General features: G+C 37.3%; 29 protein-coding genes, 1 tRNA gene and 1 riboswitch. Of the genes, 29 read left to right on the plus strand and 1 reads right to left on the minus strand.

Annotation, left to right across the window (positions count from 1 at the left end):
* Window positions 1–129: 129 nt before the first annotated feature.
* Complete coding sequence (locus F0Q01_RS12860) at window positions 130–372, minus strand: helix-turn-helix domain-containing protein (protein WP_090489192.1); 243 nt, start codon at window positions 370–372, stop codon at window positions 130–132.
* A gap of 99 nt (window positions 373–471) precedes the next feature.
* A riboswitch (cyclic di-GMP riboswitch) is annotated at window positions 472–547 on the plus strand.
* Between the two features lie 90 nt (window positions 548–637).
* On the opposite strand from F0Q01_RS12860, the gene F0Q01_RS12865 reads away from it, so the two are divergent.
* From F0Q01_RS12865 to F0Q01_RS13005, 29 genes are all read left to right on the plus strand, one after another.
* Window positions 638–1,942: a zinc ribbon domain-containing protein gene (locus F0Q01_RS12865; RefSeq protein WP_090489194.1), complete on the plus strand. Its 1,305-nt coding sequence runs from the start codon at window positions 638–640 to the stop codon at window positions 1,940–1,942.
* Window positions 1,943–2,113: 171 nt separating this feature from the next.
* Entirely contained in the window at window positions 2,114–3,130 is a 1,017-nt protein-coding gene (locus F0Q01_RS12870; protein WP_090489196.1) for a hypothetical protein, read from the plus strand.
* 334 nt (window positions 3,131–3,464) lie between these two features.
* Window positions 3,465–3,962 carry a GNAT family N-acetyltransferase gene (locus F0Q01_RS12875; protein ID WP_090489197.1) on the plus strand — a complete coding sequence of 166 codons (498 nt, stop codon included), beginning with the start codon at window positions 3,465–3,467 and terminating at the stop codon, window positions 3,960–3,962.
* Window positions 3,963–4,023: 61 nt separating this feature from the next.
* Entirely contained in the window at window positions 4,024–4,278 is a 255-nt protein-coding gene (locus tag F0Q01_RS12880; RefSeq protein ID WP_090489199.1) for a TIGR04076 family protein, read from the plus strand.
* Between the two features lie 54 nt (window positions 4,279–4,332).
* Window positions 4,333–4,827, plus strand: coding sequence for a hypothetical protein (locus F0Q01_RS12885; RefSeq protein WP_090489201.1), 495 nt, complete (start codon window positions 4,333–4,335; stop codon window positions 4,825–4,827).
* Between the two features lie 42 nt (window positions 4,828–4,869).
* Window positions 4,870–5,214: a hypothetical protein gene (locus tag F0Q01_RS12890; RefSeq protein WP_090489203.1), complete on the plus strand. Its 345-nt coding sequence runs from the start codon at window positions 4,870–4,872 to the stop codon at window positions 5,212–5,214.
* A gap of 73 nt (window positions 5,215–5,287) precedes the next feature.
* Window positions 5,288–5,656 carry a hypothetical protein gene (locus F0Q01_RS12895; protein ID WP_090154923.1) on the plus strand — a complete coding sequence of 123 codons (369 nt, stop codon included), beginning with the start codon at window positions 5,288–5,290 and terminating at the stop codon, window positions 5,654–5,656.
* 49 nt (window positions 5,657–5,705) lie between these two features.
* Complete coding sequence (locus tag F0Q01_RS12900; RefSeq protein ID WP_090154929.1) at window positions 5,706–6,338, plus strand: class I SAM-dependent methyltransferase; 633 nt, start codon at window positions 5,706–5,708, stop codon at window positions 6,336–6,338.
* A gap of 54 nt (window positions 6,339–6,392) precedes the next feature.
* Complete coding sequence (locus F0Q01_RS12905; protein ID WP_090154931.1) at window positions 6,393–6,830, plus strand: NUDIX hydrolase; 438 nt, start codon at window positions 6,393–6,395, stop codon at window positions 6,828–6,830.
* Between the two features lie 128 nt (window positions 6,831–6,958).
* Window positions 6,959–7,306 carry a cytidine deaminase family protein gene (locus F0Q01_RS12910; RefSeq protein ID WP_242941877.1) on the plus strand — a complete coding sequence of 116 codons (348 nt, stop codon included), beginning with the start codon at window positions 6,959–6,961 and terminating at the stop codon, window positions 7,304–7,306.
* A gap of 26 nt (window positions 7,307–7,332) precedes the next feature.
* Window positions 7,333–8,049 carry a sulfite exporter TauE/SafE family protein gene (locus F0Q01_RS12915; RefSeq protein ID WP_090489207.1) on the plus strand — a complete coding sequence of 239 codons (717 nt, stop codon included), beginning with the start codon at window positions 7,333–7,335 and terminating at the stop codon, window positions 8,047–8,049.
* A gap of 43 nt (window positions 8,050–8,092) precedes the next feature.
* Window positions 8,093–8,548: a GNAT family N-acetyltransferase gene (locus F0Q01_RS12920; protein ID WP_090489211.1), complete on the plus strand. Its 456-nt coding sequence runs from the start codon at window positions 8,093–8,095 to the stop codon at window positions 8,546–8,548.
* Between the two features lie 57 nt (window positions 8,549–8,605).
* Window positions 8,606–9,181: a GNAT family N-acetyltransferase gene (locus F0Q01_RS12925; RefSeq protein WP_090489213.1), complete on the plus strand. Its 576-nt coding sequence runs from the start codon at window positions 8,606–8,608 to the stop codon at window positions 9,179–9,181.
* 150 nt (window positions 9,182–9,331) lie between these two features.
* Window positions 9,332–9,817, plus strand: coding sequence for an RNA polymerase sigma factor (locus F0Q01_RS12930; protein ID WP_242941880.1), 486 nt, complete (start codon window positions 9,332–9,334; stop codon window positions 9,815–9,817).
* Complete coding sequence (locus F0Q01_RS12935; RefSeq protein ID WP_090489217.1) at window positions 9,810–10,106, plus strand: zf-HC2 domain-containing protein; 297 nt, start codon at window positions 9,810–9,812, stop codon at window positions 10,104–10,106. Before F0Q01_RS12930 ends, F0Q01_RS12935 begins: the two co-directional genes overlap by 8 nt.
* The gene (locus F0Q01_RS12940; RefSeq protein ID WP_090489219.1) at window positions 10,106–10,426 is read left to right on the plus strand and encodes a zf-HC2 domain-containing protein; all 321 of its coding nucleotides are present in this window, start codon (window positions 10,106–10,108) and stop codon (window positions 10,424–10,426) included. Before F0Q01_RS12935 ends, F0Q01_RS12940 begins: the two co-directional genes overlap by 1 nt.
* A 13-nt stretch (window positions 10,427–10,439) precedes the next feature.
* Window positions 10,440–11,126 carry a hypothetical protein gene (locus F0Q01_RS12945; RefSeq protein WP_090489221.1) on the plus strand — a complete coding sequence of 229 codons (687 nt, stop codon included), beginning with the start codon at window positions 10,440–10,442 and terminating at the stop codon, window positions 11,124–11,126.
* 67 nt (window positions 11,127–11,193) lie between these two features.
* Window positions 11,194–11,943 carry a nucleoside/nucleotide kinase family protein gene (locus tag F0Q01_RS12950; protein ID WP_177209294.1) on the plus strand — a complete coding sequence of 250 codons (750 nt, stop codon included), beginning with the start codon at window positions 11,194–11,196 and terminating at the stop codon, window positions 11,941–11,943.
* 605 nt (window positions 11,944–12,548) lie between these two features.
* Window positions 12,549–12,632: transfer RNA gene (locus F0Q01_RS12955), tRNA-Leu, on the plus strand.
* A gap of 197 nt (window positions 12,633–12,829) precedes the next feature.
* Window positions 12,830–13,900: a helix-turn-helix domain-containing protein gene (locus tag F0Q01_RS12960; RefSeq protein ID WP_090489223.1), complete on the plus strand. Its 1,071-nt coding sequence runs from the start codon at window positions 12,830–12,832 to the stop codon at window positions 13,898–13,900.
* 307 nt (window positions 13,901–14,207) lie between these two features.
* The gene (locus tag F0Q01_RS12965; protein ID WP_163927278.1) at window positions 14,208–16,622 is read left to right on the plus strand and encodes an ABC transporter permease; all 2,415 of its coding nucleotides are present in this window, start codon (window positions 14,208–14,210) and stop codon (window positions 16,620–16,622) included.
* Window positions 16,623–16,644: 22 nt separating this feature from the next.
* On the plus strand, window positions 16,645–17,409 hold the full coding sequence (locus tag F0Q01_RS12970; RefSeq protein WP_090489228.1) for an ABC transporter ATP-binding protein: 765 nt from the start codon (window positions 16,645–16,647) through the stop codon (window positions 17,407–17,409).
* 5 nt (window positions 17,410–17,414) lie between these two features.
* Complete coding sequence (locus F0Q01_RS12975; RefSeq protein WP_143096670.1) at window positions 17,415–18,812, plus strand: C45 family autoproteolytic acyltransferase/hydolase; 1,398 nt, start codon at window positions 17,415–17,417, stop codon at window positions 18,810–18,812.
* A gap of 12 nt (window positions 18,813–18,824) precedes the next feature.
* Window positions 18,825–19,496, plus strand: coding sequence for a response regulator transcription factor (locus F0Q01_RS12980; protein ID WP_090154959.1), 672 nt, complete (start codon window positions 18,825–18,827; stop codon window positions 19,494–19,496).
* Window positions 19,497–19,499: 3 nt separating this feature from the next.
* Window positions 19,500–20,777 (plus strand): sensor histidine kinase, encoded by a 1,278-nt coding sequence (locus F0Q01_RS12985; protein WP_090489232.1) that lies wholly within the window; start codon window positions 19,500–19,502, stop codon window positions 20,775–20,777.
* A gap of 97 nt (window positions 20,778–20,874) precedes the next feature.
* Window positions 20,875–21,891 (plus strand): deoxyguanosinetriphosphate triphosphohydrolase, encoded by a 1,017-nt coding sequence (locus tag F0Q01_RS12990; protein ID WP_090154963.1) that lies wholly within the window; start codon window positions 20,875–20,877, stop codon window positions 21,889–21,891.
* Window positions 21,892–21,910: 19 nt separating this feature from the next.
* Window positions 21,911–23,680: a DNA primase gene (gene dnaG, locus F0Q01_RS12995; RefSeq protein ID WP_090154965.1), complete on the plus strand. Its 1,770-nt coding sequence runs from the start codon at window positions 21,911–21,913 to the stop codon at window positions 23,678–23,680.
* Window positions 23,681–23,960: 280 nt separating this feature from the next.
* Complete coding sequence (rpoD, locus tag F0Q01_RS13000) at window positions 23,961–25,091, plus strand: RNA polymerase sigma factor RpoD (protein ID WP_090489284.1); 1,131 nt, start codon at window positions 23,961–23,963, stop codon at window positions 25,089–25,091.
* Between the two features lie 123 nt (window positions 25,092–25,214).
* Window positions 25,215–25,928: a tRNA (adenine(22)-N(1))-methyltransferase gene (locus F0Q01_RS13005; RefSeq protein ID WP_090489234.1), complete on the plus strand. Its 714-nt coding sequence runs from the start codon at window positions 25,215–25,217 to the stop codon at window positions 25,926–25,928.
* The last annotated feature ends 4 nt before the right edge of the window (window positions 25,929–25,932 follow it).

Here is a 25,932-nt window from a genome sequence, read left to right on the forward strand (position 1 = left end):
CTCGCCACAAGTGGCATCGTCGGTCGGTTCGGAGGGAAAAAGGTCCACCGGACCTTTTTCTTTTACCTCCTCACCCCGCCTTCCGAAAAAAGGAAGCGGGAAGCTAAAGCTTCCCGCATGGATTTATATCTATTTTATTTCTGGTTCTAGTTCAGTGAATATTTTTGAATTAAAGAATTCTTCTAAAGTAATTCCCAAACCATCACAAAATTTTTTAACTGTTATCAATGAAATGTCCCTTCTTGATGAATCAAACATGCTATATGCTGTTGATGGTGTCACACCTGACATCGTAGCCAATTCATTAATGGCAATATTACGTTCTTTTAATATCTCTTTGAACCGAATTACGGTTGCGTCTTTTACATTCATACTCCAACCCTCGCAAGAAATATTCTAAAAATTTTTACGATTTCGCGTATACGCACTTGCGTAGATTGGGGAAATATGATATTATGTCGCCCAGTTATTAAATATATAGGGCAAACCATGCGAAAGCATGGGACGCAAAACTCTAGAGCCTTTGAAATGGTAGTCAGTTGCTTAATAGTTGTAATTTGCTAGCCCTTATTTAATAAGGGCTATTTTTTTGTCCTATTTTGATTGTTGCTTAAAATTGTTAGGAGGAAGCTAGTTTATGTTTTGTACAAAGTGTGGAAATGTTATTGAAGAGAATGCAAAATTCTGCCCAAAATGCGGAGCAAAATTTGAGGATGAGTTAAAACCAACTGCTTATGCGGCTAATGCCATTATGCCAAGCAAGCAGCCAAAAAAAATGTCTAAAAAAACTATTACAATAATTGGGCTATGCGTTGTAGCGCTTATTGCTTTGATTATAGGTGCGGTGATTTTAAACAAACGCGCCCATACAGTAAATTTAAATGACTATGTTGAAGTGTCATTTGAAGGCTTTGATGGTTATGGTACAGCAGAGGTTTCAATTGATTATGACAGCATTGTCGATGATTATGGCGATAAGATTAAGGAAGATAAAATTTCTCGTGATATGGAGAAACTAGATTATTATGAGAGAGAGTATTATGACTACTTAGATCTTGATCCAGAATCTATATTAATTTATTTTTGTATAAATGTTGATGTAAGCAAGCAAACTAATCTTTCAAATGGCGATACTGTTAAATATTCTTGGGATGTTAATAAAAAGAAATTAGAAAAATACTTTGATTTAGAGTTTGAGTACAGTAATGAAAAAGTTACTGTTGAAGGTCTTGAAGAAATAGATAAATATGACGCATTTGAACATTTAACCATTAATTATGTTGGGGCAAGTCCATCGGCAAGTATTGCTTTAGATTACGATGGTGAATATTTTAATAACGGTGATTTTTACTGTGATAAGTATGAGGCTCTTAAAGATGGAGATACAATTACAGTTACTTTAGATGTAGATACACAAGAAGTAGCAAACTCATATGGCGTTATTCCCACTGAAACATCAAAGACATATACAGTAGAATGTCCTAATAGATACGCGGAAAATGTTGATGATATTAGTTCTGAGATTAAATCGCAATTAAAGGGACAAGCGGATGACGTTATCACATCTTTTGTTGCAAGTTATGATGGTAAGTTTTCTCTTCAGGATAATGTTTATTTGGGCGATTTTACAATTTGTTCTAAAGGTAATTCAACAGACCCTGTTAATGTTTATGGGTTTATCTATAAATTAACTTTTCAATATGAGAACATGAATAAAATGAATAATATCGTAACTTACTATTATGTGGCATATGAAGATATCTTGGTTGATAGCGATGGAAAATCAGATATTAGTGCATTGAATTATAGCACTACTTCTAATAATTTTAATGTTTATAATTATTATTCTATTAAAGGATATGATTCACTAACAGCTCTTAAATCTGCGATTATTGATGCTAATGCTGCAGAGTACAACTACGATTGGAATGTTTCGGAATAGCATAAATTAGATTGAAGAGGATTCGGGATATTTAGATGAAGCTGCTACTTGCTATTTCAATAATGATCAAATTTCTGTATCTGAGTATGAGGCTATAAAGGCAGAAATATTTAACTATTAATGAAGTATCAAAGGAGTGAAACGACTGTTAAGATTTTGTTGAGGAATTAAATGAAAAAGATTAATATTTTAAATTTTGGTGTGGCCTTAGCGGTTATAGTATCCACAATTAACTACACTAGTATATATAGTCTGGCGGGCGGTATTTATGCGCGTCATGAGCAATCTCCAGCTCAAGCTATGCATGCTTTTGATGAAAAGCCTGAGGGGTTGGGCTGGTATGATTCTATGAAATGGAATGAAGCTCATGATATGTATTGCTATCTTGATTCTGACTCATATATTTGTGTGGGAAATGGTAACGATTTAGAGGCTGGAGATTTTGCATTTGTTTATTATGCAACCCCGGGTGAACCAACCTGGGAATCAGGAAGGAATATCCTTTTAGAGGAAATAAAAAAAGGGACAATGCCAGTATATGATAAAGGTTTAATGGTAGATCCTAATCATAGAACAGCAAAGGCTAGTGTGGACCCCAATTATGTTCCTCAGAGCGAATATACAAATCAAATAGTGTTAGAGAATGTCGTTTCCGAAATGAATAAGCAAACTAAGTATGTTTATGAAGCTAGGTATGATGCATATTCTTGCAGTTACAGAAAAATAGAGCAGAGTATTCCATGTTTTGAAATTACTGCAAGCAAGCCATGTCTAATAGAAATACAGCAAAATACAGTAAGAACAGATGGTGAAATCTTTTTGCCAAATACATTATTGTTTTGCCCTACTGATTTAAATCAATGTATTTCTGTCCATAGTGAGTTTAAATATGCTGCGGCTCATGTAAAAGGAGTAGATAAATGGGTATTAAATATTTGCACAAGTGATTTTTACAATAATGCCCCTATTGATTATTCACAAATATGGTTTTCACTCGATAGTCCGGAAGAAACTGCAGCTGGTATGGCGAAGCTTGGCCAGGCTACAACACATTTTATGTTAGCAGAAGGCAAGAACTATATTTATTATAATTCGTACTGTGACACAATTAATAATTTTATAATAAGCACAGATGATGGTTCCGCTTCTATTAAATTGGATTGTGTAACTAGATATGTAACCAAGTAATCAAATGCATTTAGCGTTAAAGATACATTTTTGTTGGATTCAGCTGCTGATTACGTTAAATAATCAAATATATAGACACCTTATTCTATAGTAGTTTTTGAAGGTAGAGAACTGTTCAAGTCCCGCCTTCCGCATCATAAAAAAGTAACCAGAGCGTAAAGCTCTGGTTATTTTTTTATGTGTCGAAGAGTCCACCTCACCACGCCTTCTGCACGATTTCCATTTACATAAATAAATTAAAGTCATATTTGGATTTTTGAGTATAATGATGTATGCTTAAATGGACCAGGGGGACGGGGTTAGTGGTCCATTATAGGATATAAGGATAGGTAAAATGAAAATTAGATTATTTAATATTGACGATGATTTTGATGTGGTAAAGACATGGATCACAGATGAAAGAACATATATGATGTGGTGCGCTAATCTAGTTCCGTACCCGCTTGAAAAAGAAAAACTTAGGAGTTTTTTGTCGGAAATAGCGGGAAAATTCGGGGACACTCCTTTCGTTGCAGTAGATGATGAAGGACATGTTGTTGGATTCTATTGCTATTCGCTTAATCAAGAGACTCATGAAGGGATGCTTAAATTTGTTATGGTTGATGCATCCGTTCGTGGTAAAGGAATCGGGAAAGAAATGATTAAGCTAGCCGTGCAAAATGCCTTTTCCGATTCGGAGGTTTTGGCTGTACAGCTTAATGTGTTTCCTGAGAATGCAAGAGCCAAGAGATGCTATGAGGGCGTCGGATTTACAGAAAGACAAAATACTTCTGACGCATTCAAGTATAAAGATGAGTCTTGGGGCAGATGTAATATGATTATAAAACGGTAATGGACCTAGGGGACAGGGTTAGTGGTACATTAAACAAAGCGGGATTTGAAGGAGGTTTGAAGTGGGTTATACAGACAACAAGGTAAGGGTTACAGTAGTAGAAAGTCATTGTCCAAAGTACAAAGTTGGAGATGTTATTCATTTTATAGGTAGTGACCTTGATAAAGATAATAGTGATAATGTTTGCATGGTTGCAATGCAGGCAATATATCCGTTCATTTATGCTTTTAGAAGAGGAGGCAATTTAAAAAATGGACCTTATCAATGTACTGATTGCGGTGAGACTGTAGTATTTAATATTGAAATTGAATCATAAAAATCGGCATTTATAGAGGTAAATTGTATTTCAGTTTTAACGAGGACGGGGAATATGATAAAGTTTTTACATTTGTTCAAGAACTATTACTTGGGAATATCGTTTATAGGTATAGCAGCATTTGTGATACAAGAGATTCCATATATCGTTATGCCATTGATAAAATCTGCATCAAATCCAATCATGAATATGTCGAATGAGATTAAATGGATTGGTACAGTACAGGCAATATTTGGTATTTTGTCTATGATTCTGCTGATGTTGATCGTAAGGGATGATGTTAATCTTATTCCGAAAGAAACAATAAAAGAAAAGATATTCCTTTTTATTATGATGCTGATGATCCTGATCAACTTTATTGGATGGATACTGTACTATATGGGTCACCAGTATGGATGGCTAATCATAATCACTCAGTTTGCCGTTGTTCCGTTGTACTATTTGTTTTTAGGACTTTGGCAGAGAAATTACCTGTTGGCAGGGACGGCGGTTCCATTTTTTGTGATTCATACCATCAACGGGATTATGAATTTTGCCGTTAAGAGATAATATCTTACAACATAATTGACCAAGTACAGTGAGGGACACGTAATGGATAAGACCTTTATCGAGATGAAACTCTTTCAGGTAAAACCTGATAAGCTCGAACAATTTGAAACTAAGATTGAGGAAATGACCATAAAACAGCTTAAATGTGATGGTTGCATATCACTTAAGTATTTCAAGAGATTTTTCACAATAGATGGAATCGAACTTGGCGAGCCTCCGAGGAAGTTAACCAAGATAGTAAAGTGTGTTAAGTATTATTCATACTGGGAATTTGACACTAAAGAAAACTATGGCAAGGCCATAAAAATCTTTTTCGACAATTACAATAAAGAGCTACAAAAATTGCTGATCGCACCATTTGATATCAACTTGGGATATTCGGTGTGATGGTAAGTAATGGACCAGGGGGACGGGGTTAGTGGTTCATTAAACAAAGCGGGATTTGTAAGGGAATTATTATATGGATATTAAATTGTTTTGGAATGACATAATAACTCAAAATAGAGGTTCTTTATCTTCCTATTTCTGTAAAGATGCAGTTATTCGTTGGCATTGTACGAATGAGCAATTTACAGTTGAAGAATATGTTCAAGCTAATTGCGACTATCCTGGTAGATGGCAAGGCGAGATTGAAAGAATTGAAGAGTTCGATTCTCAGGTAATCTTTGTTGGAAGAGTCCAATCTGAAGATGCGAAAATATCATGTCATGTAACAAGCTTTATTAAAATGAAAAACGATAAAATTGTGGAAATGGATGAGTATTGGTCCGATGATGGTGAAGCGCCAGTCTGGAGAAGAGAACTAGGTATAGGAAAAGCTATTCGATAAATCGGAATTTTTAGAGGCAAATTATATTACAGTATAATCGAGGAGAATTATGAGTAATCCGTGGGAAGAAATCAGTTTGAATGATTATGAGAATCATATGAGCCTTGATTTTGTTAAACAACTCCAAATCATGAATTCAATAATGAAGGAGCAGTTTGAAGATTATCCGGTTTCAACGGCTATGGTCCTTGGAGTCGCTGGTGGAAATGGCTTGGAGCATGTAAGCCGGGATAAGTACCGGACTGTTTATGGAGTGGATATCAATGAAGATTATCTTCGAATAGTTTCGGAACGATATGCACATTTGTCTGATGTACTGAAATGCTTGAAGATAAATCTGATCAACGATGCTGATCAGCTTCCTGGAGCGCAGTTGCTGATAGCAAACCTTCTTATAGAGTATATTGGGTATGATGCATTTCAGAGAGTGGTTTGTAAAGTGAATCCTGAATATGTTTCTTGTTTGATTCAGATCAATGTGGATGATAAGCAGTGGGTATCAGATTCTCCCTATTTGCATGCGTTTGACGGACTGGATGAGGTACATCATCAGATGGACGAGGATTCACTTTTAACAAAAATGCAGGAGATAGGATATAAGGACATACTCCAGGCAAGGATCCCACTTCCTAACGGAAAGGCATTTATCAGAATGGATTTTCAAAATGGAAAAATGGGATAGAACGATAAATTTGAAGTTAATCGCACAACTTCAAATTTGTAGAGGGTAGACAACATGGAGAGACAGACAACAGAAGTAAAGTTTTATGATTCCGTAGAGGATTCACTATTAAAGTTTGCAGTGATTATCGCAAAGAAGGATGGAAAGTGGGTGCTCTGCAAGCATAGAGACCGCAATACATATGAAGTGCCTGGCGGACATAGAGAGCCAGGAGAAACAATTATGGATACAGCTAAGAGAGAATTGTACGAGGAAACAGGTGCTATCAAGTATTCGATAAAGCCGATATGCGTTTATTCTGTAACTGCACCGGACAATTTTGATGGAGTAGAGACTTTTGGCGGGCTTTTCTATGCAGACATTCAGGAACTAGAAACAGAACTGCACAGTGAAATAGAGAAAGTATTTTTGTTCGACGACCTGCCAGATCAGTGGACGTATCCGCTGATTCAACCGAAGCTGTTGGAGGAATTCTATCGAAGAGGAATATAGGTGAAACAAGCCGGGATATACATGCGAGTAAAGAGGTAAATATGGATATTTGGGAAAAGTTATATGAAAAAGCAAAGGTGGAATATCATCCAGAGGAGGTATCACCTTTTTTATATGCACATCATGTTGTGTGTGCGATTGAAGCCGAGAATGGCGAGATTTACACAGGTTTCTGCATCGAGAGTTGTAGTGGTGTGATGAATCTATGTGCGGAGCGAGTGGCTGCTCTGAATATGTATTTGAGTAGCGGCCAGACTAGAGTGAAACGACTGATTGCATTTCGCGATGGGGCCCCAAGTGGAGGTGGCAGCGGTATGCCTTGTGGCGCTTGCAGAGAGTTTCTGTATCAGCTGAATGAGGCCAACGAGGATATGGAAATCATGGTTGATTATGAAACAAGAGAGACCATCACCTTGATGGAATTGATGCCGAACTGGTGGGGCAAGGAACGTTACGCAGAAGCAAAGGAATTATAGATTTGGTTTATTAGGGGGATTATTGTTTGACTTTTTGGATAATTGCCACGCTATGTGCTTTTTTTATAAAGGGACTTTGTGGTTTTGCAAATACACTAGTCTTTACATCTATTTTAGGATTTGGAGTGGCAAACGTTAATATATCTCCAGTGGAATTATTACTTGGATACCCGACAAATCTAATATTGACTTGGAATAATCGTAAAAAACTTGATAAAAAAGTCTATATTCCTTTAGCATTGTTGGTTCTAGGTGGTAGTATCCCTGGGGCAATACTTTTAAAGAGTGTTGATGTTAAATATTTAAAAGTGTTCTTTGGAATCGTTGTTATTTTTATTGCTGTTGAAATATTTTTTAGAGAATATCAATGTACAAATGCAAAGGATTCAAATATTATATTGTGCATCATTGGCGTACTATCTGGCATCTTATGTGGAGTGTTTGGGATAGGAGCGTTGCTTGCTGCCTATGTTGGGCGAGTGACTACTACAACGGATGAATTTAAAGCCAATATAAGCGCGGTTTTTATTGTTGAAAATACAGTAAGAATTTTTACATATTATTTGCTTGGAGTATTTACGCTTGTTTCATTGAAACAAGCAGCAACCCTTATTCCGTTCATGATTATTGGATTGTTTGCTGGAATGGAGAGTTCAAAAGTCTTGGATGAAAGAATTGTAAAAAAGATAGTTATAGTTCTTTTGGTAATATCAGGTTTATTCTTAGTTGGAATGAATTTGTAGTGTTAAAAGACATCGACAACTTCAAATTTGTAGGGAGAATGAAATGATTATTGAAACAGAACGCTTAACAATTCATACAATGTCAGAAAGTGAGATGCGTTGTTTAATTGAAAAGCAGACGGATAAAGAGTTAATAAAAGCATACAGTGAAATGTTGCAAGAATCTCTTGATCACCGTGATGCCTGGGAGTGGTATGCAACATGGGCGATAGAGCAAAAAGATGGAACGCATATTGGTGATTTGTGCTTTAAGGGCTTGAATGAAGATGGTTCTATTGAAATCGGTTATGGAATCACAGAAGAAAATCAGGGAAAAGGATATGCGACAGAAGCTGTTGAGGCAGTTATAACTTGGGCATTGAACCAATCAGGAGTTCGCCAAGTGGAAGCCGAAACAGAGAGGGATAATAAGAAGTCACAGAGAGTGCTTGAGAAATGTGGGTTTTCGCCTTTAGGAATTAATGGTGAAGAAGGACCGCGTTTCTACAGAGCAGTTTAATGGTCCTAGGGGACGGGGTTAGTGGTCCAAAAGAGAATAAAAAAGGGGGATTTATTTATGGGAGATGTTTATTCGGTTTGTCCGACATTTGAAGATGCTTCATATTTTTTGAGGTTCGTGACAGAAGAGGATGCAAAAGACCTGCTGGAGGTCTATAGCGATAAGCATGCATTGCCATTCTTTAACAGCGACAATTGTCACGGTGATAATTTCTATTATCCAACCAAGGAAGCAATGGAAAAGGCTATAGATTTTTGGCTTTATTCCTATAACGAGAAATTTTTTGTTCGCTGGGCGATAATTGATAAGAAGCTTTCTAAAGCTATTGGTACCATTGAACTGTTTCACAGAGAGGCAGAGGATGATTTTAATCATGTGGGAGTTCTTCGCTTAGATTTAAGAAGTGACTATGAGAACGTTGAGGCTATCAAGGAAATACTATCTTTAATAATTCCACCGGCCTTTGATTTATTTGAATGTGATGAAATAATCTCTAAGGTTCCACTGTATGCTATAGACCGTGCACAGGCTTTTTTAGAATATGGTTTTAAAAAATCAGATAAGTTGATGGTAGGAACAATGGACCACTATGCCTATAAAGATTATTGGACTATTCATAGGGGACGGAGTTAGCGGTTCGTTAAAAGCGAGTAACCAAGTAACAGGTTACTCTTTTTTTATATTTATTATTTGACTAAAAATTTTTAAAATAGTTGTAACGAATTATAAGAAAAACGGACTAATCTATTAGAACAAAAGAAAGGAGGATACCCTAGGTTGAACTTGAAAAAAATATGCGAGGAATTTTACCCGCTAGTACTGGGGTATCTACTCACCTTGACTAATGGAAATAGGGATTTGGCAGAAGACCTTACACAGGAAACATTTCTTAGGGCTATAAAAAATAGCAAGAACTTTAAGGGAGAATCCAAGGTTTCTACTTGGCTTTGTCAGATTGCTAAATACACTTTATGGCAACACATTGAAAAGGCTAATAAATACAAACAGGTTCCTATTGATGAGATAATGAATATATCTACAGGTGAGCTGATTGAGGAAATCTACATCAGAGAAGAAACCAATAGAACTCTATACAAGAGTATTGAAAATCTGGATAGCTCCACAAAAGAAGTTATGTTGTTAAGGCTGACTGGTGAGTTGTCATTCAAGGAAATAGGAGAGCTACTGAATAAGACTGAAAACTGGGCTCGAGTGACTTTTTATAGAGGAAAGGCAAAATTAGGAAAGGAGATACGTGATTATGACTAAATTTGAATGTGATTTGGTGACTGATCTTCTACCTAGGTATATAGATAAAAAGACATCGGAGGAATCAAATCGATTTATCGAAGAACATATAAATGACTGTCAAGACTGTAAAGAACTCTACGAGGCGATGATAGCAGATGTTGCGGTAGATGCCAAACAGTCACCTATTAAAAGGCGCTTTAGATTAAATGGAATAATGAAGATGGCATTGATAGTTCTTGGATATTTTGTGGTGATAATTATCGCATTATTTATTTTTTCATACATTTTATTAAACGGGGTGATTTGATGGAAAAAAACAATATTTCTTGCAAAATCATTGAAGATTTACTTCCGTCATATAAAGATGGAATTTTGACAGATAGTGTTAATGATGCTGTAGAACTCCATTTGAATAATTGTGAAGACTGCAGAAAAAAATTACATGAACTGGAAACTATGATGGATGATGCTAAGAGTGATTCAGCAAAAAGGGATGCTGCATTTATAAGTGGTATCAGAAGATATAAGCATTATTTGATAGGACTAGCAATAGGAGCAGGCATTCCAATAGGACTATTTTTGATATTTGTATTGTGGGTAGTTGGACTTGTGATTATAAACAACTGAGGAGATGAGGATTATGTTGCAGAAAAAAGGGGCGAAAATTACAATAGGAATAGTTGGTGGTGTGATAATAGGTATTATCACAGTATTAGCGATTTTGTATATTCTGTTGATGTTGTTTTTCTTTGGTGGACCGCCTAAAGTCACCAAAAACGTCAACAAATATGAGAAAACTATGTACAAATACACCGCCGAAGCTGGTAGTAAAAATCCAGTAAGAACAGGATTTTTTATTTTCCCAGAAACTATCCCTGAAAGTGCATTTGAGCAAAAGGAAAAGCCTGATTTTTATTATTCCTATCAGGATACCATTGATGATCCTACCTGTGAAGTATACTTAAAATGCACTTATTCGGAGGATGATTATAAAGCCGAATTAGACAGAATTAAGAATGAGTTTAAGAATGACAAGAAGGTTATTTTTGATAATTCCGATAGATTTAATTATCCAACATATATAGCTATAGATCATCATTCCTTTTCCTACGAATATGCCATGGATCTTGGTGATAATAGCATTGTCTATATCTATACTGCATTTAAAAACACATTGGGAAGTCTTAAAAAGATTCCAGATGAATATCTGCCTGATGATTTTGAAGAAAGCTTAAGTCTTGAAAATGGTTCATATTGGGCAGATGGGAACTATGATATCTACCAGATACATAATGGTGGTGAAACAGATTTCACAAGAAACAAATAGGAAAATGGTCCAGGGGGACGGGGTTAGTGGTTCATTTTTGGATTATAAATAAATTCGAGGAAAGACAATGATAGACTATAAGGTATTGATAAACGGCTTGGCGGTGGATGCTTTTTACTCCGAGGAATGTATTGAGAATATTTTTATTCCATTGCTGAAGAGATTGACGGAGTTACAGCGACAGAAAAATAGAAGAATACTTGTTATGCTAGCTGCACCTCCAGGAGCAGGCAAAAGCACTCTTTGCTCCTTTCTAGAGAAGCTTTCAAAAGAGACGGATGGAGTTACTCCCCTTCAGGCTATTGGCATGGATGGGTTCCATCGCAGACAGGAGTATTTGACCTGCCACACTACCATTAGAGATGGTAAAGAGATTAAGATGGTTGAGATAAAGGGGGCGCCAGAGACCTTTGACCTAGATTTAATGAAAAGCCGCATCCAATCAATTACAAGGGAAAATTCTTTGGGCTGGCCTATATATGATAGGACTCTCCATAATCCAGTGGACAACGCTATTGAGGTAGAATCGGATATTGTACTTCTAGAGGGAAACTATCTATTGCTAAATCAGCCGGGCTGGGATGAGATTTCAAAATATGCTGATTACACTATTTCTATTGTGGCGGATGAAAATCAGCTGAGAAATCGTCTTATTGAAAGAAAGGCTCTCAGCGGTAATTCTATAGAAAAAGCCACAGCCTTTGTAGACTATAGCGACATGGTCAATGTGAAGACATGCCTGAAATATAGCAAAGAAGCTGACCTCACACTACAGGTAAAATCAGACAACACAATAGAGTGTATAGGCAGTAAATAGGGGGCATTTTTTGCCAAACCTAGTGCCAAGCGGCTTCCTAAATTTACAATTGTAAATGTTTACAAAACAAATAATCGAACATTGAGCTATCTGACAAATATGATGTAAATTGTGAAATTATCTTGCAATTTAACAAAACCAAGCTATAATATACTTAACAGCAGAAAAAATGGTTTCAGAAAGGGAGGTATTGTTCAAGAGAGAGTAGATTATTATTTTTTATTTTAAGTTGGTATTAAAATTCAGAGAATGGAGGTACGGTCCACCAGAGGATTAAATTTTAAAACCAAGTTACAATGTTAAAATCTAGTGATTGGAGGTACAGTCCACCAGAGAATTAACATTAAAAAACACGCGACAATTTCATGATGAGGTCCATCACTGATAAAAAAGCTTTCAAATGGACAGTGACATGAAAAAATAAAACAGAATGTGAGGTATTAGTCCATTGGGATCGATTTTCAGGGGCGGCATCAGCTAGGAATCAAGTGGTTTCGAGTTGGTGTCGCCCGTTTGTTGTGTATATATAGTAGAAAATACAGGAGAAATTATAGGTCGAAACACCTTGACTAAAGGCGCTAAATTCCTTAGAATACTAAATGTTTGCAGGAATGGCGGAATTGGCAGACGCGCAGGCTTCAGGTGCCTGTGGTAGCAATATCGTGTGGGTTCAAGTCCCATTTCCTGCATTTAGCCTAGACACATTTGTGTCTGGGCTTTTTTTGTTTAAACATAAAGTTCCGTCATTTGTAATTGTTAAGGAGAATCTTTACTTTTTGTAAACACATACTGATGGTATAATTTTTAATATACAAATAGTATTGGTGGTATCTGTTCTTAAATAGATGACTAATTTATAATCGCATTTGTCACAAGGAGCACGAATATGAAAATAACACTTTCTGAGAATATACGAAGATTTAGAAAAGACAGAAAAATGACGCAGGAAAAACTTGCGGAAGCCCTTGGTGTAACAGTAGGTGCTGTATACAAATGGGAATCAGGACTGTCGACACCCGAATTGAGTCTCATTGTTGAAATGGCGGATTTATTTGACACATCGATTGATGTGCTTTTGGGATATAGAGTCAAGGATAAGCGCATTGAAACAATCCTGAATAATATAAGAAATCTGGCAACAACTTTCGATCCAAAGGCTATAAACGAGGCAGAAAAAGCCCTTGTAAAATACCCTAATTCCTTCATGATGGTATATGAATGCGCAGAAATATACAGTGTTTATGGAATGAGTTCTAATAATCGTTCATTAATGAACAAATCTTTAGAACTCTTTGAAAAAGCCAACATGCTGATTTCGCAAAACACAAATCCTCGTATAAGCACAGTGACCATACAAGGAAATATTGCGTATTTGTATTTTTCACTGGGAGAATTTGAAAAGGGACTGGAAAAACTGAAAGAAAACAATGCGGATTCGATGTATAGCACTGAGATTGGGGCATATTTGTCTATTCAAATGAATAGAACAGATGAAGCAGCACCTTTTTTGTCAGAAGGGATGGTAAAAGCTTTTTCAGAATTAGTGACAGCAATTACCGGATACATTTTTGTTTATTGCTCGAATAAAAACTGGAATAAGGCACTGGAGATAACAAATTATGGAATAGATGTCCTTTCTGGGATGAAATCGGGACCCCAAGGGGATTCTATAGACAGAGCTTACTCAGAGTTACTTGCCGCAATGTCTTTTATAGAAAGAAAAAAAGGAAGGATTAAGGAATCTGACCTCTCGCTTGAAAAAGCTGTTAAGATTGCCAAGAAATTTGATTCCAATCCAAACTACAGCACAAATATACTTCGATATACAGAGGATACTTATTTTTTAATATACGATATGTTCGGAGCCTCTGCTTGTGACAGTATAATAAAAATCCTTGAAAAACTTGGAGACAGAGAGCTTTCCAAGAAATGTAGGGAATTGATAGAACATGAATAACTTAGTTTTGAGATGGTTTCAATAAAGAAAAATGACTATCTTAGATTATGTAAGATATATAAATTTGAGTGGAAAATGCAACAAATATGCAGCCTTTTGGTATGGGCAGGTAGGCTCATTCCGATGGGCTGCTTTTATATTATCCCGGACCCTCTTGGTGATGCGGGAATAGGTCGCTTTATTGTATAAATATTTAAGAAGTGCAGGTTTGAAAATATAAATTTATCTTTAAAGATTTTTTAAGAATTATTTTGTTAACATGTCATCACAATGATAATTTGGAGGATTATTTCGGATGTTTTTCAGGATGTTGAAAAAAGATTTAGCAGATAAAAAGCGGTTGAATATTATCCTTTTAATATTTATGTGCATGGCATCCATTTTAACAGTATGTAGCGCAATAATGTTATATGCCAATACATTAGGGATAAAAGAAGATAGAGAGAAAGTCAATGCAGCGGATGTAGTAATAATCAATAGCAGGGATTTAGGGGGCATTGAGGAAAAACAAAAAAGGTTATCAGAGTGGTTTCTAAATAGAGATGGAGTTACTGAGTTAGAGTTAGGTGAAACAATTTCATTTATACAAAATGCTATAGATTTTGAGGGATATGAAGAAGACTCACAGGCTCTTTTGAAAGATGCCAAGTATTTTGCATATGACCTGAACATGAAACACAATCGAGTTACTGATATGAACAGCCAATTCTTTGATTTGGATTATGGCACAATTGCTGTGCCTCAGATTATTCACAAATATGCTGGCGTAAATATTGGTGATACGGTGAGAATTACAACTCAGCTAGGAAATATATATGAGTTTAAGGTCACAGTTATAACTAAAGATCCGGGCATGAATGGACATCTTAGACTTTTTTTTAATGAAGAGGATTATGAAGTACTAAAGAAAGATAGCCCAATAATAGAAGATGTATATATGGTGAAGCTTTTCGAAGGGAATACATATCTAGACCAAAGTAGTTTGGTTAACGATTTTTCTGAGATGAAGGAATCAGAGGCTGAATATATCAGAGGATACAAACTAGATGATTCATATACGGACCAGGAAGTTTCATCAACGCTTACAGCTTTGATGATTGTATTTTCCGTGTTATTAATTCTTATGGTTTTTATGACCATTAGTTTCACTATAAAATCTGCAATAAAAAATGAAGAAAAAGAATTGGGAATGCTAAAAGCTCTGGGAATAGAATCAATGTCCTTTAATTGGCTTTTTGCAGCAAAATATATAGCTATTTCATTATTTTCAAGCATAGTTGGACTCTTTGGAGGAATTTATTTTTCAAGGCTTGAAATAAAGTATCTTACTTTTGGATATCTAGAACCTGAGCTTGGAAATATTCTACCTGTAGCAGTAATAACATCATTAATGTCCTTTGTTATTATAGTAGTTTTCGTTGCTATTAGCTTAAGGCGAATGAAGCGAATCAGCATAATTGACGTAATTACAGGTGAGAATAGAGGAGAGCGGTTTGGTAAGCATCCGGGATTGTTTCTCCATAAGATGAAGAAAATTAATGTTCCTTTTTATTTGGCGCTTACTGACTTAACGAATCGAATAAAGCGATATAAATTTCTTATATTTGCATATACCTTTGGAATAGCAATAATTATCACTCTTCTCGAAATATATAATACAGTCTATTCTTCATATTGGATTGAAAGAATGTGGGGACGACCAGAGTTTGATTTTGTGTTAGATATGTCAAGGGAAATGTCTGATGAGTATATTCAACGGGGTGGAAGTCTAGGTGGTGCCATAGATATTGTGAATGAAGAACTAAAAGGGGCTAATATCCCGGCAACAGTAGGTTATTGCAGTTATGTTCGTGATATAGAGCTTACACATAATAATGAAATCCATATGGCCGGCATGTACTTCGACTGCGATTATATATCTGACTTTGAGCTGTATGAGGGAGTGCATCCAAAGTTAAGGAATGAGGTTTTAATGGACGCTATTGATGCAAAAAAAAGTGGCATAGAGGTTGGCGATTCCATAAGTGTAAAGTACTACAAATACAATGATGATGGACTTACTTACAAAGAGGTAGAGGAAGAGTTTATAGTTGTAGGTCTGGTAGATGTTGCGGAGGGACAGCTAAGTATTTACACCAGTGATATGTTTGAAGGAGCTGCCGAGGCAGGACGAATGATTGTTGGATCTAAAATAGATGCCCCTGATAGTATGAAAGATGAATATATAGAACAAATGAGAGAAATGTATGGTCAAAGTAGTATCAGAAATAAGATTGAAGAAATTGATTATTCTCTCAGTGGATATGGTGCTGTGTACTCAACGATTCTTATGTTGTTTATACCAATGATATTGATTTTGATGATTATGGTCACAATGTTGTATCAATCAGTGAATATGGTAGATGAGACGCCAGATATTGCTCTATTAAAATGTGGTGGTTTTACAAATGGTAACGTTAAAGCTTGGCAGCTGATTAGAAGTACTATGATATCTATTGGTTCATCCATACTAGCCATCTTATTGGTAAACACAGCGATTGCTTTTGGATTAAAAAAATTGTTCTTTAATTTGGGATATATATTGAACTACCATTCAAATCAAGATGTCTTTAGGTTTTATATAGTACTTCCTATTTTGATTACAGTCATTATCGACTTTATCACATATCTAACCCTAAAGAGAGTTGATGATATGGAGATATCAAAAATTCGTGACATTTAATGAAATATAGTTGGAGGAAAAGATGGGTAAAACAGTTTTAGAAGCAAAGGAATTGTGCAAGACATATATTGTTGATAAATACAGTAATAATGTCCTGAGAAATGTTGATTTCAAGCTTAATGAAGGTGAGTTTACAGCTATTATGGGGCCTTCTGGTTCAGGTAAATCAACACTTTTGTACACCTTAAGCGGTATGGATGAAGTTACCTCAGGAAGTGTTTTGTTTGATGGAAAAGACATTTCTATAATGAATCATAAGCAGCTTAGCAACCTACGACTGAATGAAATGGGATTTGTTTTTCAGCAGATGTATATGCTTAAAAAGCTATGCATTTTGGATAATATCATTTTGCCGGGATATCAGACATCTAAAGCAAGTAAAACTGAGGTTAACGACAGAGCAAGAAAGCTTATGCACAATTTGGGCATAGAAAGCATTGCTCAGAATGAAATATATGAAGTGTCAGGTGGCCAGCTTCAACGGGCTTGTCTGTGCAGAGCGTTAATTAACTCCCCGAAAATTCTGTTTGCAGACGAGCCTACTGGAGCGTTAAATTCAAAAGCGGCTACAGAGGTTATGAAAGAGCTGAGAAAAGCTAACAGTGATGGTATGACCATTCTAATGGTAACTCACAGTGAAAAGGTGGCAGCTAGTTCAGAGAGAGTGGTTTTTCTGGTAGATGGAAATATAAAAGGGGAGCTATATCTTGGAAAACAAGTGGATGATAGTGATGGCTTGGTGCGAGAAAGAAAACTCAAAAACTGGCTTGATGAGATGGGATGGTAATATTTATGAAAAGGATAATAGCTATAGCAATAGTAGGCGGTTTGCTTTTGCTGGGTGCGAGAACACCTAAGAGTGACGCTATGGTGAGACAAAGTGAGCCTGTAAAGCCGGTGGCAAATTATGATACAAAAGAAACTGCGGTATACACTGAAGATGGCATAGAAGCAGATGTATTATTTGAATACACTACACCAGATGGGATATGCACCATAAAAGTGACAGAGGCATATTATGATGTTACTTTGGATGAAGAAAAAGCCACACCTTACCAGGCGGGACTAGCTTATGGAAGGGCTATAAAAGAGGTTTATCCCAGTTATTGCGCTGATTTTGAACCCTATATTCACGAAAATATTAGATATGCTTTTCCGAATGTTAAGGATGATTTTTCTCCTGTAACAAAGCGACTAGATAGACTTTTTAATTCTATAAATGGTGACTATCAACAGGAAATAAAGGGACTTGCCGATGGACTAGGTCTTAAAAATCAAGGTATCAAAAAGGATGGAATATTGAGTAGGCAGGAGTTTTTGGCAGGCCAGATGCTTCCGGATGCATTGAGGCAGACAGCCTGCTCAGGATTGTCACTGTGGGGAGAGAAGACTATCACTGGTGATATGCTAGCTGTTAGATGCATAGAGTGGCAATTGGGAAGTGATAATACTATGTGTAAAATTCACTCTGTCCTTCACTTGAAAAATGGAGAAAAAAGTATCGCTTCAATAGGGTTTTTAGGATTGCTTGAGGTGATTTCAGGTATAAATAATGATGGCGTATTTGGAGCTATTTTAGATGTAGATACTGGTCAAGAATATGATTTTGAAGGAAAGACCTGTTATACCTATTCGTTAAGAAAGGCATTGGAGGAATACAATACTGCCAAGGATGTTGGGGAATACATGGTATCTAACAGTGATAGATTCACCTATAGCCACAACATTATGATTACAGATGGAAATGAATCCTACTGTGCAGAAGATGCTGTTTTAAAAATAAAAGAAAAGGGAAAGGGATATTCTGTTTTAAGAGACAACAAAACCCCTATGATGAAGGATGTAAAATGGGAAAGCCCTGATAGCTTCTGCATTATTAATTCCTTTGTGACTGAGAATAACTATGACATTATGTCGGGCTTTTTACCTAATGTGGCTAGATTTGTAAAATACAATGAGTGGGTAAAAAACACCGATAAGTTTGATGTGGTAGAACTTAAGAATACAATGACTCAGGAGCAGGTAGAGACGGATCTTTATGGTTCTCCAGTTATCTATAATGTCCACAAGGACGATTTGACACAGATGATTCTCATAGACTATCATCAGGGTAGCGTACAGGTTGTATTTACTGGGCTTGACGGTGTGGAGGATAAGCCTGTTTTTTATCAGGTGGAGAAGTTTAAATAATGGTGAGGCGCTATGGATATTTTACTTATAGAGGATAATAAAGAGCTGGGACAGCTAATATTCGATTTTATTAGTACTACCGAATACACAGTCTCATGGGTACAATCGGCAGAGGAGGCTTTACAGGAGATTGAAAATACTAATTACAGACTACTTTTATTAGATGTAATGCTTCCAGGCCAGGATGGTTTTAGCGCTCTTGCCTGTATTCGGAAAAATTATAATATGCCGGTGCTTATGATGAGCGCCAGGACTGATGATGAAAGTAAAATTCTTGGAATGGAAACAGGGGCCGATGATTACATCGAAAAGCCCTTTTCCATTCCTGTTCTTTTATCTAAAATTAGGGCTCTCCTTAGACGGTCATACCCTAATCAGGAATCGAATATAATGATTTATAAAAATATCAAAGTTGATATTGGGGCACGCACTGTTATGAAAAGCGGCCAGAGTGTAGATGTTTCAGGAAAAGAATTTGACATTCTTGTGTGCCTCATGAAAAAGCCAGGACAGGTTGTGGATAAAAATGAACTTTTTGATGAAGTGTGGGGATATTATAGCGATACTGAAATGAGTTCGTTAAATGTATATATCAGATGGCTTAGGGAGAAAATTGAAGATGACCCTAAAGAACCCATTTTTATAAAAACAGTCTGGGGAAAGGGATATAAGTTTGGAGAATAATTTATGAGAAGATATTATAAATATTGGATTTTTCTATTTTTATATTATATCTGCTGGGGACTGATTATTTTTTCCTTATGGAAAAAGTTATCTGTCAGTGAGACTGGAAATCGAATGGCATTTATGAATAGGATGACCAACCAGATTAGTATAACATCTAACGCGGATGTAACCCCTTTGCTGCGTGATTTTTCTGACAAGGACATACCTGAAAAAATAGAAGTTTTTTATGAAAAAGATGGCAACCTGAAAAATGTTGGTGGGGAAGATAATACTTATTTGTTCCCACTTAAGGATAAAGATGGAGCGGTTGAGGGATTTGTTGTTTATAAATACAAATCTACAGTGACAAAAAACATGCTGTTTTTGGCGGAGATATCAGCTTTTGTTTTCTTTATTCCTATATTTATAGCGGTGTTTATGATTAACAAAAAGATTTTGGGACCTTTTCAAGAATTTTCTGATTATCCAGAAAAGCTTTCAAAGGGGCTGGTGTCCGATGGCTTACCTGAGACAAAAAGCCGATTGTTTGGCAGATATGTTTGGGGCATGAATATGCTTGGCGACAAAATCGATGAGGACAAACGGGAGATTGATAGGCTCCTCTTCGATAGAAAACAGTTCATTTCAACTTTGGCCCATGGAATAAAGACTCCTGTATCTAATATAAAACTATATTCTGAGGCAATAGAAACAGGCTTGTATCGGGATGGTAATCCGGATCCAAAAGACAGCGAGATAGCTGCTAAAATTAAAAAGAATGCTGATGATATAGCAGAACTTGCAGGGAAAATATTAGATGATCCTGGTTCCCTTCAGAGTAAGTATTCTCCTGAAATTGAGAATTTTTATTTAGATGAAATAAGAAGCCGTGTTGCAGAAGATTTTCAAAATAGGTGCAATGTGAACAATATTCCATTTGCAATAGAGCTAAGTGGGAATCCTCTTGTAAATAGTGACATTAATTTAGTCATAAAGTGCCTGACTCAGTTTATTGAAAATGCCATTAAGTATGGGGATGGAACAGGCATAAGATTAAAATGCTTTAGACAAGATGATATGATGTTTTACAGTGTGATTAACAACGGAGTAACTATTGATAGTAGGGAGATTCCATACGTTTTCAACTGTTATTATAGAGGTTCTAATTCATATAATCATGAGGGCAGCGGCATTGGATTATATGAGGCAAAGTCAATTGTCAAGGCCTTAGGCGGAGACATAATTATGAAAATTTGGGAAAATACCACAGAAGTTTTGATGTATATTCCTGATAATTAAATAAATTTAAAAAAAATTACGCAGAAAAAAGGATATCCTTTTTTTCTGCGTAATTTGTATTATAGAGGTTCGTGTTAAGCAAAATTTGGAGGCTAAAATGGGCACAATAAGAGAAATGATTGAGCAGATGGAGAGGGAGACTCTTAGTTGTTATGCTACGCTCAATGAGAATTCAAAAGGGCGAGCTAAAGACGAGCCACAGTGTGATATCAGACCTCTTTTTCAGAGAGATAGGGATAGAATCTTACACAGTAAGGCCTTTCGTAGACTTAAAAATAAAACGCAAGTATTTCTTACTCCTCAGGGTGATCACTACAGGACGAGATTATCTCACACATTAGAAGTTTCACAGAATGCAAGGACTATTGCTAAGGCCCTCAGACTTAATGAGGATTTGGTTGAGGCAATTGCTCTTGGTCATGACTTGGGACATACACCTTTTGGTCATGCAGGTGAGGCACAGCTTAATGCCATGTGCTCTACTGGATTTATCCATTCAGAGCAGAGTGTGCGCATTGTTGAGAAATTGGAAAAGGGCGGCCAGGGTCTTAATCTCACATGGGAGGTTATAGATGGTATAAGAAATCATCAGACCAGTGGACATCCAGCCACACCTGAGGGACAGATTGTCAGACTATCTGACAAGATAGCATATGTTAATAGTGATATAGATGATGCCATCAGAGCGCAGATTCTTACAGAGGAGGATATTCCTCTTGAAATCAGAAAGACTCTTGGTATGTCATCAGCTGTTAGACTTGATACACTTATTCATGATGTAATCATTAGCAGCCAGGATAGCCCTGTTATCAAGATGTCGCCTGAGATAGAGGAGGCCATGGCAGAGCTTCGCCGCTTTATGTTTGCCAATGTCTACAAGGATTCAGTGGCAAAGGTGGAAGAGGTCAAGGCTAAGCGTATGATTCGAGAATTATACGAGTATTACACAGTCCATTTTGATGAGCTCCCAGACCGTTATCGCGCTATGGAAGATGAGGGCGAGAGTGAAGAGCGCATCATTTGCGATTATATTTCTGGTATGACAGACCAGTATTGCATTACTAAATTTAACGAATACTTCATGCCAAAGGCATGGGTAGTAGATGGATTTTAATAAATATACGGGAGAATAAATGCCTTATTATTCAGAGGACGTCGTTGAGGAGGTCCGTTCCAGGACTGACATTGTAGACGTCATTTCAAAGTATGTTAACTTACAAAAAAAGGGCAGCCAGTATTTTGGACTATGTCCCTTTCATAATGAGAAGACAGGCTCTTTTTCCGTTAGCCCACAAAAGCAGATGTACTATTGCTTTGGTTGTGGTGCTGGAGGCAATGTTTTTAGTTTTCTGATGAACTACGAGAACATGACCTTCAAGGAAGCAGTTGAGGAGCTTGCAGGTCAATGTGGAGTTACTTTGCCTCAGAGGGAGATGACCTATCAGGAGAGACAGCATGCCGACAAGCGCAGTCGTCTCTTTGAGATTAATAAAGAGGCAGCGGCTTATTACTACAAGCTACTTCGTTCTCCAGCAGGAGAGCAGGCCATGGCCTATTTCACGAAGAGAGGTTTATCTCAGGAGACGCTTCATAAATTTGGATTAGGCTGTACCAGCAAGTATTCTGATTCCCTTTATAAATATCTGAGGGAAAAGGGATATGATGACAATATCCTTAAGGATTGCGGTCTTATCACTATCGATGAGAAGCGTGGCGGCCATGACAAGTTCTGGAACAGAGCTATGTTTCCTATATTTGATGCCAATGGCAAGGTAGTTGCCTTCGGTGGTCGAGTAATGGGTGATGGTGAGCCTAAATATCTGAATTCTCCAGAGACTGAGATTTTCAACAAATCTCGTACATTGTTTGGATTATATTTTGCTAGAAAGACTCGCCGTGAGCAGTTTATTTTATGCGAGGGATATATGGATGTTATATCCTTGCACCAGGCGGGATTTGACAATGCAGTAGCATCTCTTGGAACTGCCCTTACAGAGGGTCATGCAGGTATGCTGAAGCGCTATGTCAAGGACGTATATTTGAGCTATGATTCCGACGGAGCCGGTCAAAAGGCAGCCCTTAGAGCTATTCCGATATTGAAGCGAGCAGGTATTTCTTGCCGCATCATAAATATGACTCCTTACAAAGACCCTGATGAGTTTATCAAGGCCCTTGGAGCAGAGGAATATGAAAAGCGTATTTTGAATGCAGAGAACAGCTTTATGTATCAGATACGCATGCTTCAAAACAATTACGATATGACAGACCCTGAGAAGAAATCAGACTTCCAGAAAAAGGCAGCGGAGATGATAGTGCTAGAGTTTCCTACTCAGCTAGAGAGGGAGAATTATACAGATGCTGTAGCTGCTACATTTAACATTCCAAAGGATGCCTTGGCTAAATACATTATTGAGCTGGGAGCATCGGGGATTACAGCCAAGCCTGAAAATCAGGGATTTGAAGGCAGGGCCAAGGCCCACAAGGCAAAGGATGATGGGATGAAATTCTCACAGCGTCTGCTTATTACATGGCTAGTTGAGGACCCATCCATTTTTCCTAAGATTCAGCCTTTTGTAGGACCTGATGATTTCGAGGATGGTGTATATAAAAAAGTTGCCGAAGAGGTTTTCAAAAACTGCGAGGACAAGAAATCCGTGGACACTGCCAGAGTGGTGGATATGTTTATGGACGAAGAGGAACGCAAGACAGTTGCGGCACTTTTTAATACCACTGTAGGAGAACTTACGGACAATGCTGATTTGAGCAAGGCCTTAAAAGAGACGTTGCTTAGAATAAAGAAAAATTCGCTCGCGCTGTTAAAGGCAAACAATGCCGATTTTGCTAGATTCAAACAGACTAATGACAGCTTAAAGAAACTTGAGCGTACCAATATTTCACTTTAAGAAAGGAATAACAATGGCAAAGAAGAAAGTTGATGAGTTAATCGAAAACGGAGATTTAAAGGCTGCTGCTGATGAGTTTTTAGCTCAGGCAGAAGCAGAAGAAGTCGATGAGGTAGATGAAGACACAGATGACAAAGATGTAGATTTTGGCGATATCGAGGAGATTTCGGCAGAAGATCTTGAGTTTAATGAGCATGATTTTGACAACATCGATGAGAAGGAAGATGACGATGATGTTGATGAATTCTTGGCTTCAGTAGGAGCAAAGACATCAATGCTCATGGATGACGATGATGAGGACGATGATGATGGCGATTCATTCGGTAGTGATGAGCTTGATTCAAAGGTAGCTGAGCTTATCAAGATTGCTAAGGCTCAGAAGAGCATTATCGAGGACTATGAGATTTCAGAGTTCTTAAAGGATTATAAAATAGATGCAAAGCAGATGGAGCGTATCCTTACATACTTAGATAAAAAGGGTATCGATGTTAACTTCTCATCAGGCCCATCTGATGCACTTTTACTTGCAAGCGATGATGAGGATCTTGAAGATATTGATATGTCAGTGCCTGATTCAGTCAGCATTGAAGATCCAGTTCGTATGTACCTTAAGGAGATTGGTAAGGTACCACTTCTTTCAGCTGAGGAAGAGGTTGAGCTTGCTCAGAGAATGGAAGACGGTGATCAGGAGGCTAAGAACAAGCTTGCAGAGGCTAACCTTCGTCTTGTTGTTTCCATTGCAAAGCGTTACGTAGGACGTGGTATGCTTTTCCTTGACCTTATTCAGGAAGGTAACCTTGGTCTTATGAAGGCTGTTGAAAAGTTCGATTATCACAAGGGATACAAGTTCTCTACATATGCTACATGGTGGATTCGTCAGGCTATCACACGTGCTATCGCTGACCAGGCCCGTACAATTCGTATTCCAGTACATATGGTTGAGACTATCAACAAGCTCATCAGAGTTTCTAGACAGTTACTTCAGGAGTACGGCCGTGAGCCATCTCCAGAAGAAATCGCTACAGCTATGGGCATCACAGTTGACCGTGTACACGAGATTCTTAAGATTTCTCAGGAGCCAGTTTCACTTGAGACTCCAATCGGTGAGGAGGAAGATAGCCACCTTGGAGATTTCCTTCCAGACGAAAATGTTCCTGTACCAGCTGAGGCAGCTACATTTACACTTCTTAAGGAGCAGCTCCATGAGGTACTTGATACACTTACAGAACGTGAGCAGAGAGTGCTTATCCTTAGATTTGGTCTTGAGGATGGCAAGGCTCGCACACTTGAGGAAGTAGGTAAGGAATTCAACGTTACTCGTGAGCGTATTCGTCAGATTGAGGCTAAGGCACTTAGAAAGCTTCGTCACCCTAGCCGCAGTAGAAAGTTAAAGGATTATTTAGATCAGTAAATGCATAATATAATCCGAACAATAGTGAGGAATTATGTTATGCTCAAGAACTGCCCATTGCCGAAGGCAATCTTAAATGCAGTTCTTCCTTGGATATTATTACAACAGAGTTAACATATTATAATGATTAAATTGTCACCAAGATTACAAATTGTATACGATATGGTTCCTCGCTGCGGAACTGTGGCTGATGTGGGATGTGATCATGGCTATTTGACTATTTCTCTTTTGGAAAATGGTGTAGCAGATTCTGCCATAGCTATGGATATTAATGCAGGCCCCCTAAAAAAGGCTCAGGAGAATATCACTGCAGCAGGACTTTCATCTAGGGCTTCTCTTAGGATTTCTAACGGATTACAGAAGCTTGAAGAAAATGAAGCAGATGTTATATGTATTTGTGGCATGGGTGGCACACTTATTGGTAAAATAATAGTAGCAGAGGAAAGGGTGGCCAAATCGGCCGAGACCCTTATCATCGAGCCTCAGTCCGATTACTATTCCTTAAGGAAGACTCTTATGGAAATGGGGTTTGTAATCATTGACGAGGATTTGACCTGCGAAGAGAACAAGATATATCCTATAATAAAGTTATATTACGAGCCGGATGAGGGCAAGCGTACTCATTTGAGTGAGGCGGAGCTTGAATACGGCCCTGTGATTATAAAAAAGGTGCCTAAGCTTTTGATTAAGCTTTTAGATAAAAATGAGAAGGAATATTCTTCTATCCTTGAGTCTTTGGAAGCTAAAAAGACCGGCAAAAGCGATGCAATTTTATCTAGAATGAAGCAGCTAAGACATGAGCTTGATTTGATTGCTCAGGTGCGAAATACAATCTAGGAGG

The organism is Pseudobutyrivibrio xylanivorans, assembly GCF_010906925.1.
Classification (GTDB): Bacteria; Bacillota; Clostridia; order Lachnospirales; family Lachnospiraceae; genus Pseudobutyrivibrio.

Coding starts and splice junctions, on each gene's coding strand:
- F0Q01_RS12980 (WP_090154959.1), top strand. CDS start 18,825: ATGGATATTTTACTTATAGAGGATAATAAAGAGCTGGGACAGCTAATA.
- F0Q01_RS12985 (WP_090489232.1), top strand. CDS start 19,500: ATGAGAAGATATTATAAATATTGGATTTTTCTATTTTTATATTATATC.
- F0Q01_RS13005 (WP_090489234.1), top strand. CDS start 25,215: ATGATTAAATTGTCACCAAGATTACAAATTGTATACGATATGGTTCCT.
- F0Q01_RS12990 (WP_090154963.1), top strand. CDS start 20,875: ATGGGCACAATAAGAGAAATGATTGAGCAGATGGAGAGGGAGACTCTT.
- F0Q01_RS12965 (WP_163927278.1), top strand. CDS start 14,208: ATGTTGAAAAAAGATTTAGCAGATAAAAAGCGGTTGAATATTATCCTT.
- F0Q01_RS12885 (WP_090489201.1), top strand. CDS start 4,333: ATGATAAAGTTTTTACATTTGTTCAAGAACTATTACTTGGGAATATCG.
- dnaG (WP_090154965.1), top strand. CDS start 21,911: ATGCCTTATTATTCAGAGGACGTCGTTGAGGAGGTCCGTTCCAGGACT.
- F0Q01_RS12895 (WP_090154923.1), top strand. CDS start 5,288: ATGGATATTAAATTGTTTTGGAATGACATAATAACTCAAAATAGAGGT.
- F0Q01_RS12970 (WP_090489228.1), top strand. CDS start 16,645: ATGGGTAAAACAGTTTTAGAAGCAAAGGAATTGTGCAAGACATATATT.
- rpoD (WP_090489284.1), top strand. CDS start 23,961: ATGGATGACGATGATGAGGACGATGATGATGGCGATTCATTCGGTAGT.
- F0Q01_RS12870 (WP_090489196.1), top strand. CDS start 2,114: ATGAAAAAGATTAATATTTTAAATTTTGGTGTGGCCTTAGCGGTTATA.
- F0Q01_RS12945 (WP_090489221.1), top strand. CDS start 10,440: ATGTTGCAGAAAAAAGGGGCGAAAATTACAATAGGAATAGTTGGTGGT.
- F0Q01_RS12925 (WP_090489213.1), top strand. CDS start 8,606: ATGGGAGATGTTTATTCGGTTTGTCCGACATTTGAAGATGCTTCATAT.
- F0Q01_RS12975 (WP_143096670.1), top strand. CDS start 17,415: ATGAAAAGGATAATAGCTATAGCAATAGTAGGCGGTTTGCTTTTGCTG.
- F0Q01_RS12935 (WP_090489217.1), top strand. CDS start 9,810: ATGACTAAATTTGAATGTGATTTGGTGACTGATCTTCTACCTAGGTAT.
- F0Q01_RS12950 (WP_177209294.1), top strand. CDS start 11,194: ATGATAGACTATAAGGTATTGATAAACGGCTTGGCGGTGGATGCTTTT.
- F0Q01_RS12875 (WP_090489197.1), top strand. CDS start 3,465: ATGAAAATTAGATTATTTAATATTGACGATGATTTTGATGTGGTAAAG.
- F0Q01_RS12900 (WP_090154929.1), top strand. CDS start 5,706: ATGAGTAATCCGTGGGAAGAAATCAGTTTGAATGATTATGAGAATCAT.
- F0Q01_RS12865 (WP_090489194.1), top strand. CDS start 638: ATGTTTTGTACAAAGTGTGGAAATGTTATTGAAGAGAATGCAAAATTC.
- F0Q01_RS12940 (WP_090489219.1), top strand. CDS start 10,106: ATGGAAAAAAACAATATTTCTTGCAAAATCATTGAAGATTTACTTCCG.
- F0Q01_RS12960 (WP_090489223.1), top strand. CDS start 12,830: ATGAAAATAACACTTTCTGAGAATATACGAAGATTTAGAAAAGACAGA.
- F0Q01_RS12920 (WP_090489211.1), top strand. CDS start 8,093: ATGATTATTGAAACAGAACGCTTAACAATTCATACAATGTCAGAAAGT.
- F0Q01_RS12905 (WP_090154931.1), top strand. CDS start 6,393: ATGGAGAGACAGACAACAGAAGTAAAGTTTTATGATTCCGTAGAGGAT.
- F0Q01_RS12890 (WP_090489203.1), top strand. CDS start 4,870: ATGGATAAGACCTTTATCGAGATGAAACTCTTTCAGGTAAAACCTGAT.
- F0Q01_RS12860 (WP_090489192.1), bottom strand. CDS start 372: ATGAATGTAAAAGACGCAACCGTAATTCGGTTCAAAGAGATATTAAAA.